This window comes from Streptomyces sp. CB03234 (assembly GCF_001905885.1).
Classification (GTDB): Bacteria; Actinomycetota; Actinomycetes; order Streptomycetales; family Streptomycetaceae; genus Streptomyces.
In genome coordinates, this window is record NZ_LIYH01000002.1 from 759,751 (window position 1) to 773,777 (window position 14,027).

At 71.4% G+C, this 14,027-nt stretch carries 14 protein-coding genes; 6 read left to right on the forward strand and 8 right to left on the reverse strand.

Annotated elements, in window-relative coordinates; all coding sequences use genetic code 11:
* Positions 1–83 precede the first annotated feature (83 nt).
* The gene (locus AMK26_RS10270) at positions 84–860 is read left to right on the forward strand and encodes a carbohydrate ABC transporter permease (RefSeq protein ID WP_073754765.1); all 777 of its coding nucleotides are present in this window, start codon (positions 84–86) and stop codon (positions 858–860) included.
* An 8-nt stretch (positions 861–868) separates the two neighbouring features.
* A complete protein-coding gene (locus AMK26_RS10275; protein WP_073754196.1) occupies positions 869–2,386 on the forward strand; it encodes a glycoside hydrolase family 3 protein in 1,518 nt (505 codons plus the stop codon).
* 73 nt (positions 2,387–2,459) lie between these two features.
* Here AMK26_RS10275 and nagB read toward each other — a convergent pair whose 3' ends face one another.
* On the reverse strand, positions 2,460–3,245 hold the full coding sequence (gene nagB, locus AMK26_RS10280) for a glucosamine-6-phosphate deaminase (RefSeq protein WP_073754197.1): 786 nt from the start codon (positions 3,243–3,245) through the stop codon (positions 2,460–2,462).
* 103 nt (positions 3,246–3,348) lie between these two features.
* On the opposite strand from nagB, the gene AMK26_RS10285 reads away from it, so the two are divergent.
* Positions 3,349–4,398: an SIS domain-containing protein gene (locus AMK26_RS10285; RefSeq protein WP_073754198.1), complete on the forward strand. Its 1,050-nt coding sequence runs from the start codon at positions 3,349–3,351 to the stop codon at positions 4,396–4,398.
* A 468-nt stretch (positions 4,399–4,866) separates the two neighbouring features.
* Positions 4,867–6,336 carry a sensor histidine kinase gene (locus tag AMK26_RS10290; RefSeq protein ID WP_073754199.1) on the forward strand — a complete coding sequence of 490 codons (1,470 nt, stop codon included), beginning with the start codon at positions 4,867–4,869 and terminating at the stop codon, positions 6,334–6,336.
* A 137-nt stretch (positions 6,337–6,473) separates the two neighbouring features.
* Here the strand turns inward: AMK26_RS10290 and AMK26_RS10295 are convergent, their stop codons facing one another.
* Complete coding sequence (locus AMK26_RS10295; protein WP_003953983.1) at positions 6,474–6,731, reverse strand: WhiB family transcriptional regulator; 258 nt, start codon at positions 6,729–6,731, stop codon at positions 6,474–6,476.
* 318 nt (positions 6,732–7,049) lie between these two features.
* Positions 7,050–8,018: a diacylglycerol/lipid kinase family protein gene (locus tag AMK26_RS10300; RefSeq protein ID WP_073754200.1), complete on the reverse strand. Its 969-nt coding sequence runs from the start codon at positions 8,016–8,018 to the stop codon at positions 7,050–7,052.
* A gap of 81 nt (positions 8,019–8,099) precedes the next feature.
* Between AMK26_RS10300 and AMK26_RS10305 the strand changes: the two genes are divergently transcribed.
* Positions 8,100–8,531, forward strand: coding sequence for a hypothetical protein (locus AMK26_RS10305; protein WP_073754201.1), 432 nt, complete (start codon positions 8,100–8,102; stop codon positions 8,529–8,531).
* Positions 8,532–8,676: 145 nt separating this feature from the next.
* Here the strand turns inward: AMK26_RS10305 and AMK26_RS10310 are convergent, their stop codons facing one another.
* From AMK26_RS10310 to AMK26_RS10320, 3 genes are all read right to left on the reverse strand, one after another.
* The gene (locus AMK26_RS10310) at positions 8,677–9,621 is read right to left on the reverse strand and encodes an RNA polymerase sigma factor SigF (protein WP_079277531.1); all 945 of its coding nucleotides are present in this window, start codon (positions 9,619–9,621) and stop codon (positions 8,677–8,679) included.
* Entirely contained in the window at positions 9,618–10,031 is a 414-nt protein-coding gene (locus tag AMK26_RS10315; RefSeq protein WP_073754203.1) for an anti-sigma regulatory factor, read from the reverse strand. Before AMK26_RS10315 ends, AMK26_RS10310 begins: the two co-directional genes overlap by 4 nt.
* Before the next feature lie 241 nt (positions 10,032–10,272).
* The gene (locus AMK26_RS10320) at positions 10,273–10,533 is read right to left on the reverse strand and encodes a UBP-type zinc finger domain-containing protein (protein ID WP_073754204.1); all 261 of its coding nucleotides are present in this window, start codon (positions 10,531–10,533) and stop codon (positions 10,273–10,275) included.
* Between the two features lie 280 nt (positions 10,534–10,813).
* On the opposite strand from AMK26_RS10320, the gene AMK26_RS10325 reads away from it, so the two are divergent.
* A complete protein-coding gene (locus AMK26_RS10325) occupies positions 10,814–12,412 on the forward strand; it encodes a Na+/H+ antiporter (protein WP_073754205.1) in 1,599 nt (532 codons plus the stop codon).
* Here the strand turns inward: AMK26_RS10325 and AMK26_RS10330 are convergent.
* Together AMK26_RS10330 and AMK26_RS10335 are read right to left on the reverse strand one after the other, a co-directional pair.
* Complete coding sequence (locus tag AMK26_RS10330; RefSeq protein WP_073754206.1) at positions 12,388–13,311, reverse strand: 1-aminocyclopropane-1-carboxylate deaminase/D-cysteine desulfhydrase; 924 nt, start codon at positions 13,309–13,311, stop codon at positions 12,388–12,390. The genes AMK26_RS10325 and AMK26_RS10330 overlap by 25 nt on opposite strands.
* A gap of 10 nt (positions 13,312–13,321) precedes the next feature.
* Positions 13,322–13,912, reverse strand: a complete 591-nt coding sequence (locus AMK26_RS10335; protein ID WP_073754207.1) for an N-acetylmuramoyl-L-alanine amidase — start codon at positions 13,910–13,912, stop codon at positions 13,322–13,324.
* Between the last annotated feature and the right edge of the window lie 115 nt (positions 13,913–14,027).

The following is a 14,027-nucleotide window of genomic DNA, read 5'->3' on the forward strand; positions in this document are numbered from 1 at the left end:
CTCACCCGCAGACCCCGCAGGTCCTCCGCACGAGGAAGCCGCTGCGGCCGGGAACCGTCGCCAAGAACCTCACCGCGCTCGTCATGGCCGTGCTGTTCGTCTTCCCGGTCTACTGGATGTTCAGCTCGTCGCTGAAGCCGCAGTCCGAGATCCTCACCAAGGACCCGGTGTTCCTGTTCACGCCGACGTTCGAGAACTACCCGACCGCCACCGGCGTCGACCTGTTCTGGACGTACGTGGGCAACAGCCTCACCGTCACGATCGGCGCCGTCCTCCTGGCCCTGGTCGTCGCCCTGGCCGCCGCCTTCGCCATCGCCCGGATGAAGTTCCGCGGCCGCAAGGGCCTGGTGCTGGGCGTCATGATGGCGCAGATGGCCCCCTGGGAGGTCATGGTCATCGTGATGTACATGATCGCCCGCGACAGCTCCATGCTGAACAGCATCCCGCTGCTCACCGCCATCTACTTCGTCATGGTGCTGCCCTTCACCATCTGGACCCTGCGCGGCTTCATCGCCGCCGTCCCGGTGGAGCTGGAGGAGGCCGCCCAGATCGACGGCTGCACCCGTGGCCAGGCCTTCCGCAAGGTGATCTTCCCGCTCCTCGCACCCGGCCTGATGTCCACCTCGCTGTTCGGGTTCATCACCGCCTGGAACGAGTTCGCGATGGTCCTGATCCTCAACAAGGAGAAGACCGCGCAGACCCTGCCCCTGTGGCTGACCCAGTTCCAGACGGCCTTCGGCAGCGACTGGGGCGCCACCATGGCCGCCTCCTCGCTCTTCGCCCTCCCCGTTCTGATCGTGTTCCTGTTCCTCCAGCGCCGGGCCGTCGGCGGCATGACCGCCGGCGCAGTGAAGGGATAACGGCACTCATGACGACTCTCGTACGTCCCGGGACCCTCACCCGCGACGCGCTCGCCGTCCTCCAGCCCGGCTTCACCGGCACCACCCCGCCCGACTGGCTGCTGCGCCGCATCGGCGAAGGGCTCTCCTCCGTCGGCCTGTTCGGCCGCAACATCGCCACCCCCGGCCAACTGGCGGCGCTCACTGCCCGCCTGCGGGCCGAGCGGGACGACGTCCTCGTCGCGATCGACGAGGAGGGCGGCGACGTCACCCGCCTGGAGGTCCACACCGGCTCGTCCTTCCCCGGCAACCTCGCGCTCGGCACGGTCGACGACCCCGGCCTGACCCGAGCCGTGGCCGCCGAACTGGGCCGCCGGCTCGCCGCGTGCGGCGTCGACTTCAACTGGGCCCCCTCCGCGGACGTCAACTCCGACCCGGACAACCCGGTCATCGGCGTACGCTCCTTCGGCGCCGACCCGGAGCTGGTCGCCCGCCACACCGTGGCGTACATCGAGGGCATGCAGTCCGCCGGCGTGGCCGCCTGCACCAAGCACTTCCCCGGCCACGGCGACACCAACGTCGACTCGCACCTCGCGATGCCTCGCGTCGATGCGGACCTGGACACACTGCACGCACGTGAGCTGGTGCCGTTCCGCGCCGCGATCGCCGCGGGTTCCATGTCGGTGATGAGCGCGCACATCCTGCTCCCCGCGCTCGACCCGGACCGACCGGCGACCCTGAGCCCGCGGATCCTCACCAGCCTGCTCCGCCAGGAGCTGGGCTACGAGGGCCTGATCGTCACCGACGGCATGGAGATGCAGGCCATCGCCTCGGTGTACGGAATCGAGCGCGGCTCCGTCCTCGCGATCGCCGCGGGCGCCGACGCCCTGTGTGTCGGCGGCGGCCTGGCGGACGAGGAGACGGTCCTGCGCCTGCGTGACGCGCTGGTCGACGCGGTACGGACCGGCGAACTGCCCGAGGAGCGGCTGGCCGACGCGGCGGCGCGGGTGCGCGCGCTCGCGTCGTGGACCAGGGCTCACCGGGCCAGGGGGGCCACAGCCGGGCCGGGCGCGGTTCCGGAGGAGGGGAGCGCGCCCGGCACCGACACCACCGGCATCGGTCTGGTGGCCGCGCGGCGCGCGCTGAGCGTCACCGGCTCGCGCGTGCCGCTCACCGCCCCGGCCCACGTCGCCGCGTTCACCCCGGTCGCCAACATCGCGGTCGGCGACGAGACCCCCTGGGGCGTCGGCCCCGAGCTGGCCCGGCTGCTGCCGGGGACGACGACGGGCACGTACGCGGCCGACGTGGCCGTGGACCGGGTGCTGCGGGACGCGGGGGAGCGGCGGATCGTCGCGGTCGTACGGGACGTCCACCGCCACCCGTGGATGGACCGGGCGCTGGACGGCCTGCTGGCGGCCCGCCCGGACACGGTGGTCGTCGAGATGGGCGTGAACCAGGCCCCGGCGCGCGGGGCGCTGCACATCGCGACGTACGGGGCGGCGCGGGTGTGCGGGACGGCGGCGGCGGAGGTCATCGCGGGCGCGTGAGCCGCACGTACAGGAATGGGCCGGTACCCGATCGGGGGTACCGGCCCCTTCCGCGTGCGCGCCCGTGGAACGCTCAGATGCCCTGCCAGGACGGCTTGTTGGCGTACGTGTGACGGAAGTAGTCCGCGAGCTTCAGCTTGGACGCGGCCGCCTCGTCGACGACCACCGTGGCGTGCGGGTGCAGCTGGAGCGCCGAGGCCGGTACGAGGGCGGCGACCGGGCCCTCGACGGTCTGCGCCACGGCCTCGGCCTTGCCCTCGCCGGTGGCGAGGAGGACCAGGTGGCGGGCCTCCAGGATGGTGCCGATGCCCTGGGTGATCACGTGGTGGGGCACCTGGTCGATGTCGCCCCCGAAGAACCGCGCGTTGTCGACACGGGTCTGCTCGGTCAGCGTCTTGATGCGGGTGCGGGAGGCCAGCGAGGAGCACGGCTCGTTGAAGCCGATGTGCCCGTCGGTGCCGATGCCGAGTATCTGGAGGTCCACGCCGCCCGCCTCGGCCAGCGCCCTGTCGTACGCATCGCATGCCGCCTGGACGTCCGCGGCGGAGCCGTCGGGACCCATGAAGGCGTCGGGGCTCAGCCCGAGCGGCTCGACGACCTGGCGCAGCACGGTGGAGCGGTACGACTCGGGGTGCCCGGACGGCAGTCCCACGTACTCGTCCAGCTGGGCGATCCGGGCGCGCGAGACGTCCACGGCACCCGCCCGGACCTTCGCGGTCAGCGCGTCGTAGATGGGCAGCGGGGTCGAACCGGTGGCCACGCCGAGCAGCGCGTCGGGCTTGCGGCGCAGAAGGCCGGCGATGCCCTCGGCGATGAGTTCGCCGCCTGCCTTGGCGTCCTGGACGATGACAACTTCCACGCTGGGCCTGCCGATCTCGGAGTACGTATGTGGTATAGACCAATCTAGCAGAATGGCCCTCCCGACTGGCGGCTTCTCGGGCGCCCGTGCTCGACTGTTGGCCATGAGTGAGCAGCCGGGCCGGATCATGTCGGGCGAGATGGCGGAGCAGCCTGCCGTGCTGCGCCGGATCCTGGAGCAGGGCGCACCGGCGATCCGTACCGTCGCGGCGGCCATCGCGGCCCGGCGGCCCCGCTTCGTCCTGCTCACGGCACGCGGTACGTCCGACAACGCCGCCCTGTACGCCAAGTACCTGCTGGAGATCCGGCTCGGCCTGCCCTGCGGGCTGACGTCCATGTCGACGACCACCGCCTACGGGGCGAAGCCCGACCTCACCGACGTCCTCGTCATCACCGTCAGCCAGTCCGGCGGCTCGCCCGACCTCGTCGCCTCCACCAAGGCCGCCCGGGAGGCGGGCGCGGTCACCCTCGCCGTCACCAACAACGCGGACTCGCCGCTCGCGGCGGTCTCCGAGCACCACATCGACATCCTGGCCGGTCCGGAGAGGGCGCTGCCCGCGACCAAGACGTACACCGCCTCGCTGCTCGCCCTCTACCTCTTCGTCGAGGGCCTGCGCGGCGACGGCGGCAGCGCGGCCGCCGGCCCCGTACCCGACCTGGCGGCCCAGGTCCTGGACCGCCGCGCCGAGGTGCGCGCCCTGGCCGGCCGCTACCGCTTCGCCGAGCGCATGGTGATCACCTCACGCGGCTACGGCTACCCCACGGCCAAGGAAGCCGCGCTGAAGCTGATGGAGACCAGCTACATCCCCGCCCTCGCCTACTCGGGCGCGGACCTGCTGCACGGCCCGCTCGCCATGGTCGACAACATCTCGCCCGTCATCGCGGTCGTCCCCGACGGCAAGGGCGGCGCCGCCCTCCAGCCGGTCCTCGACCGCCTCCGCGGCCGCGGTGCGGACCTGGTCGTCGTCGGCCCCCGCCCGCAGGTCGAGGCCGCCTCGGCCGGTTTCGTACTGCCCACGGAAGGGCTGCCCGAGGAGCTCCAGCCGATCCTGGAGATCCTGCCGCTCCAGCTCCTCGCCTACGAGGTCACCATCGCCCGGGGCCAGGACCCCGACGCCCCCCGCGCCCTGGCGAAGGTCACCGAGACGCATTGATCCCTGACGTCGGTGGTGCCTGGCGGAAACATGACGCCGACGCGGAAAGCCCGGTGCCGGACGGAGTCCGGCCGTCGGCCGAAGCTTTCGAGGCCGCCGGGCCGAGGAAGGGCCGAGGAACGCGGGGGCGGCGGAAGAGAGGTGCACCCGCGGGCCGCGGCGCCAGGACGGGACCCTCAACCCGTCCGGCACCGCAGCCCGGAGTTGCCCGGCCGTCGGGTGTGCGGTCCCGCGGCCGTGTGGAGGACTCGGCGCAGTCAGGGCAGAGAGCGCCGGGTTCCTCGATCCACCCTCCTGTGCGGGGAGGATGGAGGCTCTAGTGTGTCACTGGTTCAGTGTGGACTAGACCAATCGGTCTGTCCATCCGTATGACAGACCATATGTACGCGCCCATCCTCCACCACGGACCGGCCAAACGCCAGGTTCATCCGGTTCGGCGGCACAGGTACGCTCGCACATGTGCCCTCCATGAACGACCTCGTACGCCAGCACACCGCTCTGAGTGAGACCGACCTCGAGTGGCTCCACCTGCTGGTCTCGGAGTGGCAACTGCTCTCCGACCTCTCCTTCGCCGACCTCGTCCTGTGGGTCCCGACCCGCGACGGCACCCGGTACGTCTCCGTCGCGCAGATGCGGCCCAACACCGGCCCCACCTCCTACCAGGACGACATGGTCGGCCACCTCGTCCCGCGCGGCCGCCGCCCGCTGCTGGACGCCGCGCTCGACGAGGGCCGCATCGTGCGCGAGGGCGACCCGGAGTGGCGCGAGGAGGTCCCGGTACGGGTCGAGTCCATCCCCGTACGCCGCGAGGGCCGCGTCCTCGGAGTGATCGCGCGCAATACGAACCTGCTGACGGTGCGCACCCCCAGTCGGCTGGAGCTGACCTACCTCCAGTCCGCCTCCGACCTGGCCCAGATGATCGCGGCCGGCACCTTCCCCTTCCCCGGTCAACAAGTCGACATGGACGCCTCGCCGCGCGCCGGCGACGGGCTGATCCGGCTCGACGCGGACGGCGTCGTCCAGTACGCCTCGCCCAACGCCCTCTCCGCGTACCACCGCCTCGGCCTCGCCGCCGACCTGGTGGGCCAGCACCTCGGCCAGATCACCGCCGAACTCGCCCCCTCCCGGGGCCCGGTGGACGAGGCCATGGTCAAGCTGGCCAGCGGATACGCGCCGCGCGAGGCGGAGGTCGAGGGAAACGGGGGAGTGATCCAGCTGCGGGCGATTCCGCTCAAGCCCAAGGGCACCCGGATCGGTTCGCTGGTCCTGCTCCGGGACGTCACCGAACTGCGGCGCCGCGAGCGCGAGTTGATCACCAAGGACGCCACCATCCGGGAGATCCACCACCGGGTGAAGAACAACCTCCAGACCGTCGCCGCCCTGCTGCGCCTCCAGGCCCGCCGGATGGACTCCGACCGGGGCCGCGAGGCACTGAACGAGGCGGTGCGACGCGTCGGCTCGATCGCCATCGTGCACGAGACGCTCTCGCAGAACCTCGACGAGCGCGTCGAGTTCGACGAGATCGCCGACCGGGTGATCTCGATGGTCGCCGAGATCTCACCCGGCAAGGTCACCTGCCGCCGCAACGGCCGCTTCGGCATCCTCGACGCCGAGGTCGCCACCCCGCTGTCGATGGTCCTCACCGAGATCCTCCAGAACGCCCTGGAGCACGCCTTCGCCCCGAACGAACACGGCACGGTCGAGGTCTCGGCGGTACGCGGCGACCCGCGCGCCCGGGACGCCCGGCTGCTGATCACCATTCAGGACGACGGCAGCGGACTTCCCGAGGGCTTCGACCCGCAGCGCGCCGGCAACCTCGGTCTCCAGATCGTCCGCACACTGGTGGAGGGCGAACTCGGCGGTACGTTCGACATGCAGCCCGCCCCCGGGCGCGGTACGCGCGTGGTCCTCGACGTTCCCGTACAGGCGCAGAAATAGCAGCGAGCCCCGGACCGTGGAGACGGTCCGGGGCTCGAACGCTTTGGGTTACTGCTGCGCGCTGCGGCTCGGGAGGCGGGTCAGTGCGTACACGCTGTACGCGCCGCCTGGCTTCAGGCTCGTAGCGGTGGCGTCGCTCAGGCGCTGGCGTTACGCGCCCGGTTGCGGGCGGCGCGGCGCTTCATGGCGCGACGCTCGTCCTCGCTGAGGCCACCCCAGACGCCGGAGTCCTGGCCGGACTCGAGCGCCCACTGCAGGCACTGCTCCATGACGGGGCAGCGACGGCAGACAGCCTTGGCTTCCTCGATCTGCAGCAGCGCAGGACCGGTGTTGCCGATGGGGAAGAACAGCTCGGGGTCTTCCTCACGACAAACGGCGTTGTGACGCCAGTCCATGGCTGCTACCTCTCCTTGGTGTTGCATGCAAGTTGCTTGTGAATGTGAACGCTTTCACGAATCCCTCAACAAGTGAAGGGCCGAACGCCAGATGAACTGGTGTGGTCCTGGATTTGAGGAGGGGTTCTGGCTCTCACTGGAGGCCGGTCCTGCGGGCCGTCCCGATCGCCATGTAGAGATTCGCAAACCTCGGCGGCGGATACAACCCCTTCCGGAAAGTTTTTTTTGATTCCTCGGTGTCGGCTAGGTCACAGCCGTACTTCTATGGGGTGGACCCTGGCCCATACGTTCGAGATAAAGGACCAACGGCCCTTCCACTCACACAATCACACGCAGTGCACGACGAACGCCTGTGAACGTCACGCTGCTGCGCAGACCCAGGTGGTCTCCGTCCATCTGGAAGGGCAGCGGCACCTTCGAATGCAAGGTGAAGTCGGTCAGGTCGTGCAGGGAGAGAGCGTGCTTGCCGTGCGGGCCGCGCTCCGGGCTGGACGTCAGCAGCTGGGTCGCGTACCGCGCCACGGAGGCCGTCGACAGCCGGCTCAGCGCGAGTACGTCGAGAGCCGTGTCGAAGGACGCCGCGGGCGACGCGTACACCGGACGATTGCCCAGGTAGGTCCAGGGCGCGGTGTTGCAGACTATCGACAGCGCGATGTCGTGGACCGGGTCCGCGCCCGGGCGCTCCAGCGTGATCTTGCCGTGCCGGCGGTGCGGCTCGTCCAGGAACTGGCGCATCGCCTGCCGGATGTAGAGCGCGTGCGTCGATCTCTTGCCGCGCTCGCGCTGCTGTTCGACCCGGCCGATCACGCCCGCGTCGAAGCCGAAACCGGCACAGAAGGTGAACCAGCGGGCCGGAACGGACTCGTCCTCCGTGCCGGGCGTGCCCGCCGCGAGCCCGAGGCCGACGGTACGGTCGCGGCGCTCGCGCAGCGCGTCCAGCAGCGCGCCGGTCGCCTCCACGGCGTCGTTCGGCAGGCCCAGCGCGCGGGCGAAGACATTGGTGGACCCGCCGGGCACCACCGCGAGGTGCGGAAGCCGGTCGGGGTCGGGGCCGTGGTGCAGCAGCCCGTTGACGACCTCGTTGACGGTGCCGTCGCCACCGAGGGCGACGACGAGCTCGACGTCCCGGGACTCGGCGGCCCGGCGGGCCAGGTCACGGGCGTGGCCCCGGTACTCGGTCGTGACCGCCTCCAGCTTCATCTCGCTGGCCAGCGCGTGGATCAGTACGTCACGGGTGCGGGCACTGGTGGTGGTGGCTGCCGGATTGACCACGAGGAGTGCGCGCATGCCCGCCAGGTTACCTACCGCGCGGTACCGGGCCCAGCCCCGGCCCGGTCGGTGGACAGGCCCGGCGGCTACCCTGCGAGGGTGAGCAGTACGGAGCAGACCCCCGCCGAGACCTCCTCTTCCGCTTCCCGCCCCGCCCGGGTCACCGCCGCCGCGGTCGTGGCCGCGCTGGAGGCGCTCGCCCTCTTCGCCGGAGGCGCGTACCTGCTCGTGACGAGCCTCACGGGCCGGCCGGACGACCTGACGCAGGCCCTGACGGGCGGCGCGACGCTCCTCGCGCTCGGGCTGATCCCGCTGCTGGCCGCGCGGGGACTGCTGCGGTGCCGCAGCTGGAGCCGGGGGCCGGCGATCATCACCCAGCTGATGGCCCTCCCGGTGGCGTGGACGCTCCTCCAGGCGTCGAGCGCCGCGATCCCCGGGGGCATCGCCCTCGCGGTCGCGGCGGTCGCCGGCCTGGTCCTCCTGGTCCACCCCCAGACCACCGAGGCCCTGGGCATCCGCCCCCGCGCCTGACGCCCCCCGTTGTGGGCAGTCGTTCCGCTGGGGGTCCCCCCAGGACGAAGTCCTAGGGGGAGGAACGGGTGGGCACAACGGAACGGGGCGGCGCCCTCTTCCCGGTTCCTCCCGGGGCCGTGCGGCACGGTGGCCTGCCGGGGGGCTACTCCTCGACCAGCAGCTTCTCGCGCAGCTGCGCCAGCGTCCGGGCCAGCAGGCGCGAGACGTGCATCTGGGAGATGCCCACCTCCTGGGCGATCTGCGACTGGGTCATGTTGCCGAAGAATCGGAGGAGAAGGATCCGCTTCTCCCGAGGCGGGAGGTCCTCCAGGAGCGGTTTGAGGGACTCCCGGTACTCGACTCCTTCGAGGGCCTCGTCCTCCGCACCCAGCGTGTCCGCGACGGCGGGGGACTCGTCGTCCGTGTCCGGGACGTCCAGCGAGAGCGTCGAGTACGCGTTGGCGGACTCCAGGCCCTCCAGGACCTCCTCCTCCGAGATGCCGAGGCGCTCGGCCAGCTCGTGCACCGTCGGGGAGCGGCCGTGCAGCTGGGAGAGCTCGGCGGTGGCCGTGGTCAGGGAGAGGCGCAGCTCCTGGAGGCGGCGGGGCACCCGTACCGCCCAGCCCTTGTCGCGGAAGTGGCGCTTGATCTCGCCGACCACGGTGGGAGTGGCGTACGTGGAGAACTCGACGCCCCGGTCGGGGTCGAAGCGGTCGACCGACTTGATCAGGCCGATGGTGGCGACCTGCGTCAGGTCGTCCAGCGGCTCCCCCCGGTTGCGGAAGCGGCGCGCGAGGTGCTCGACCAGCGGCAGGTGCATCCGTACGAGCTGGTTGCGCAGCTCCGCCCGCTCGGGCGAGCCGTCCGGCAGTGTGCGCAACCGGATGAACATCGCCCGCGCACCACTGCGGTCGTGCGGATCGTGGTGGTGGTACTGGTTCTGCTGCTCGCTCATCTGGGCCGCCCGCTCCGCCTGCGCCTGCTCCGGCGCATCCAAAAGACCGTCCACCGGGTGCGGCCGCGCCTGCTGTTCCGGGATGCCCTCCGGCGAGCTCAACACCCGTGGGCCGCGCTCCTCGTCTCGCACCGGACCGTCCCCGTTCCTCACGCCGGCCCGGGTCCCGCGCCGCGCTGTTTGTACAGGCTGATGGAGACCGTCCGGTCGTCGGCGACGGACGAGTCGACCTTGCCGGCCAGCGCCGAGAGCACCGTCCAGGCGAACGTGTCACGCTCCGGGGCCCGGCCGTCGGTCGTGGGCGCCGAGACCGTGACGTCCAGGGAGTCGTCGATGAGGCGGAACACGCAGCTCAGGACCGAGCCGGGCACCGCTTGCTGGAGCAGGATCGCGCACGCCTCGTCGACCGCGATGCGCAAGTCCTCGATCTCGTCGAGGGTGAAGTCCAAACGCGCCGCCAGGCCGGCCGTGGCCGTACGCAGCACGGACAGGTAGGCACCCGCAGCGGGCAGCCGGACTTCCACGAAGTCCTGGGTCCCGGGCTCGCCTGCGATCTGGGACACCCTCACCTCCAAGGTGGCACAAGCTCTTTCGGGGCTCGGAAGAGGGGAGATCTCCCCCGAACCGGTGCGGTACGCAGGTGTGCGTAGTCCGCCGTGACGCTATCGCGATCCATGGTGCCGTGTCGCCGGGACCCCCGCTCCGGCGGCTGTCACTCATGGTAAGCATATGAGTACGGACAGTGGCTAGAGGTCTGAGGGGCCCAATCGCGAGAAACCGGCGGAGGGTTGACGTACCCAGACCTCACACGATCGAACCGTCGACAAAGCACCAACGCCACTTCTCCCCGGGTTCGAAGGTCCGCATCACCGGGTGACCGGTGTCCTTGAAGTGCTTGGTGGCATGCTGCCCGGCCGAGGAGTCGCAGCAGCCGACGTGCCCGCACAACAGACACAGGCGCAGCTGCACCGGGTGCGTGCCGTCGGCGGCGCACTCGGGGCACGTCTCGGACAGTGGGGTGGGCTCGGGCCGTGGCAGTTCGGCCGCGTGCGGGCACTCGCGCATGATTGCCAGGTTACGAGGTGCCCCACCGGTGGTGGACCGAGGCGGGGCCTCGGTGGTTGCTGTTGGGTGGGTGGTACCTGGGCGGAACGCCGGTGCCCCACCGGTGGTGGACCGAGGCGGGGCCTCGGTGGTTGCTGTTGGGCGGGTGGTACCTGGGTGGAACGCCGGTGCCCCACCGGTGGTGGACCGAGGCGGGGCCTCGGTGGTTGCTGTTGGGCGGGTGGTACCGGGGCGGAACGCCGGTGCCCAACCCGTGGTGCATCGCGAGAGTGGGGAGACGATGGACGCACTGCCATTGGTGGCGCTGGTCGCGGTGAGCGCCGCGATCGCGGGGGTGGCCCGCAGGACGCCGGTTCCGGCGCCGCTGCTGCTGGTGGCGGCGGGGCTCGCCGCCTCGTACGTACCGGGAGTGCCGGACTACACCCTGGACCCGCACATCGTGCTGCCGCTGGTGCTGCCGCCGCTGTTGCACACGGCCGCGCTGGACTCCTCGTACCTGGACCTGCGGGCCAATGTCCGGCCCGTTGCCCTGTTGTCGGTGGGTTATGTTCTTTTTGCGACGCTTGCGGTGGGGTATCTGGCGCATCTGATGGTGCCGGACCTGCCACTGACCGCCGCCCTGGTGCTGGGCGCCGTCGTCGCGCCGCCGGACGCGGTGGCCGCCACCGCCATCGCGCGGCGACTCGGGCTGCCCGGCCGGATCACCACGATCCTGCAGGGCGAGTCCCTGGTGAACGACGCGACCGCGATCACCGCCTACAAGGTGGCCCTCGCGGCGGCCGTCGGCGAGGGCGTCAGCTGGGCCGGCGGGATCGGGGAATTCGCGCTCGCGGCGGTCGGCGGGATCGGGGTGGGGCTGGTGCTGATGGTGCCGATCCACTGGCTGCGCCGGTGCCTGCGTGAGCCGCTGCTGCAGAACACGCTGTCGTTGCTGATTCCCTTCGTCGCGTACGCGGCCGCCGAGCGGGTGCACGCGTCCGGGGTGCTCGCCGTGGTGGTGGTGGCCCTCTACCTGGGGCACCGGGCGTGGCAGGTGGGCTTCGCCACCCGGCTCCAGGAGGAGGCGGTGTGGAAGATGGTCGCCTTCGTGCTGGAGACGTCCGTTTTCGCGCTGATCGGGTTGCAGCTGCCCCATGTGGTGCGCGAGCTCGGTACGTACGGGATGGGCGAGACCGCCCTCTACGCGGTGGGGGTGTTCGCCGCGGTGGTGGTGGTGCGGTTCGTCTGGGTCTTTCCGGCGACCTACCTGCCGCGCGCGCTGTCGCGGCGCGTGCGGGAGCGGGAGCCGGGCGTCGACCGGACCGCGCCGGTGATCGTCGGCTGGGCGGGGATGCGGGGCGTGGTGTCGCTGGCGATCGCCTTCTCCATCCCGGTGACCACGGCGGGGGAGGCGTTCCCCGCGCGGAACCTGGTCCTCTTCCTCACGTTCACCACGGTGATCGGCACCCTGGTGGTGCAGGGCCTCACCCTGCCGCCGCTGATCCGGGCCCTGAAGGTGCCGGGGCGGGACGCGCAGGCCGAGACGCTGGCGGAGGCGCAGGCGCAGAACGAGGCGTCACGGGCCGCCGAGGAGCGCCTGGAGGAGCTGCTGAGGGATGAGCGCAACGCGCTGCCGGGGCCGCTGGCCGGGCGGCTGAGGGCGGTGCTGGAGCGGCGGCGCAACGCCGTGTGGGAGCGGCTCGGCGCGGCCAACCCGATCACGGGCGAGTCCGCGGACGACACCTATCGGCGGCTCGCGCGGGAGATGATCGCGGCGGAGCGCGAGGTGTTCGTGCGGCTGCGGGACGAGCGGCACATCGACGACGAGATGATGCGTACGCTGCTGCGCCGGCTGGACCTGGAGGAGGCCGCCGCCTACCGGGAGGCGTCCGACGGCTGACCGGGGTCCGGGCGGCCGGTGATCACGGCCACGACGGCGGTTCCGGGCGGGAAGGCCCCCTCCTGGACGAGGGTGACGAGTCCGTACAGCATTTTGGCGACATATATGCGCTCGATGGCGAGTCCATGCCGTGCCTCGAAGTCGGCGGCGAACTCCTCCAGGGCGGGTGTGGTACGGGCGTAGCCGCCGAAGTGGAACCGCTCGTCGAGGCTCCAGTCGCCCGCCGGGCCGCCGAACGCCGCCTCCTGGAGGGCTTTTATGTCCGTCGCCAGGAACCCGCCCTTGAGGACCGGTACGCCGATCGCCCGCCGGTTCTCGCCGAGCCCGGCCGCCAGCCCCGCGAGCGTGCCGCCCGTCCCGCACGCGACCGCCGCCACGTCCGCGCCCTGGGCGCGGAGCTCCCGCCCCAGCTCCGTACAGCCCCGTACCGCCTGGGCGTTGCTGCCGCCCTCGGGGACGACGAAGCTGCCCGGCGGAGCGTCGCGGAGGAGGCGTGCGAGCACCTCGGGGTCGCCCTTGGCGCGGTACGTGGCGCGGTCCACGAACAGCAGCCGCATCCCGTCCGCCGCGCACCGGGCGAGCGACGGGTTCAGCGGGCGGCCGGCGAGTTCGTCGCCGCGTACGACCCCGGTGGTGGGGAAGCCGAGCAGGCGGCCGGCGGCGGCCGTGGCGCGGAGGTGGTTGGAGTAGGCGCCGCCGAAGGTGAGGACGGGCCGCCCGGCCGCGCGGATGAGGTTCGGCGCGAGTTTGCGCCACTTGTTGCCGGGCAGGTCCGGGTGGATCAGGTCGTCGCGCTTGAGCAGCAGCCGCACGCCGTGCCGGGTGAAGCGCTCGTCCTCGACCGGCTCCAGGGGGGAGGGGAGCAGCGGGTCGAGGGAGGACAGGCCGAGCGCGTTCACCCGGCCATTGTCACGTCAGCCGTTCCGCGACGCGTGCCCGCATCGTCTTCATGGAGAAGCCGCGCGGGTCGACCTTGCCAGGCTGCCACTCCAGGTGGCCGATGACCGAGCGGGCGGTCCAGCCGTGCCGGCGGCAGATCGCGGCCGCCGCCTTCTCGATGGCCAGCAGTTGTGCCTCGGGCCACGGGTCCTTCCCGTCGCCGAGGTTCTCGCACTCGAATCCGTAGAAGTGGGGGTTGCCGTCGACGTTCGCCTGGTTGTCGCGGGGGAGTGTCTTCTCCGCGATCAGGGCGCGCAGCACGTCGCGGTCGCCGTTGCCGGCGTGGTTGGCGCGGCCGTAGCCGACCAGGTGGACGCACCCGTCCTTAGTGATCACACCGTGGCAGAGCGGACCGGGCAGGCCCGGGCGGCCCTTCCGGCAGAGATCGACGGTGTAGTCCCTGCCCTTGGTGACGGTGTGGTGGATCATCACACCGTGCACCGGGCCCCAGGGTCCCTTGTGGTTGCGGTTGTGGTGACGCCAGTCGCCGACCTCGACGACGGTCAGGCCCTCGTCGCGCAGCGCGTCGAGGAAGCCGTTCGCGGACATGGGTGGGGCCATGCCGCCTCCTTCGTGGTTGTGCCTGTCGCGGTAGTACCCGATGGGCGGGGGCGACTCTTGTGTTCGTACGGCGTGCGAGCCGATCCGGACAACCGCGCTGTGGGGCTGGAGAGGA

What these genes read in the sequence shown, in the direction of transcription:
- AMK26_RS10295 (WP_003953983.1), bottom strand. Translation starts at nt 6,731, where the DNA reads ATGGACTGGCGTCACAACGCCGTTTGTCGTGAGGAAGACCCCGAGCTG.
- AMK26_RS10285 (WP_073754198.1), top strand. Translation starts at nt 3,349, where the DNA reads ATGAGTGAGCAGCCGGGCCGGATCATGTCGGGCGAGATGGCGGAGCAG.
- AMK26_RS10335 (WP_073754207.1), bottom strand. Translation starts at nt 13,912, where the DNA reads ATGGCCCCACCCATGTCCGCGAACGGCTTCCTCGACGCGCTGCGCGAC.
- AMK26_RS10325 (WP_073754205.1), top strand. Translation starts at nt 10,814, where the DNA reads ATGGACGCACTGCCATTGGTGGCGCTGGTCGCGGTGAGCGCCGCGATC.
- AMK26_RS10290 (WP_073754199.1), top strand. Translation starts at nt 4,867, where the DNA reads ATGAACGACCTCGTACGCCAGCACACCGCTCTGAGTGAGACCGACCTC.
- AMK26_RS10300 (WP_073754200.1), bottom strand. Translation starts at nt 8,018, where the DNA reads ATGCGCGCACTCCTCGTGGTCAATCCGGCAGCCACCACCACCAGTGCC.
- AMK26_RS10275 (WP_073754196.1), top strand. Translation starts at nt 869, where the DNA reads ATGACGACTCTCGTACGTCCCGGGACCCTCACCCGCGACGCGCTCGCC.
- AMK26_RS10270 (WP_073754765.1), top strand. Translation starts at nt 84, where the DNA reads ATGGCCGTGCTGTTCGTCTTCCCGGTCTACTGGATGTTCAGCTCGTCG.
- AMK26_RS10320 (WP_073754204.1), bottom strand. Translation starts at nt 10,533, where the DNA reads ATGCGCGAGTGCCCGCACGCGGCCGAACTGCCACGGCCCGAGCCCACC.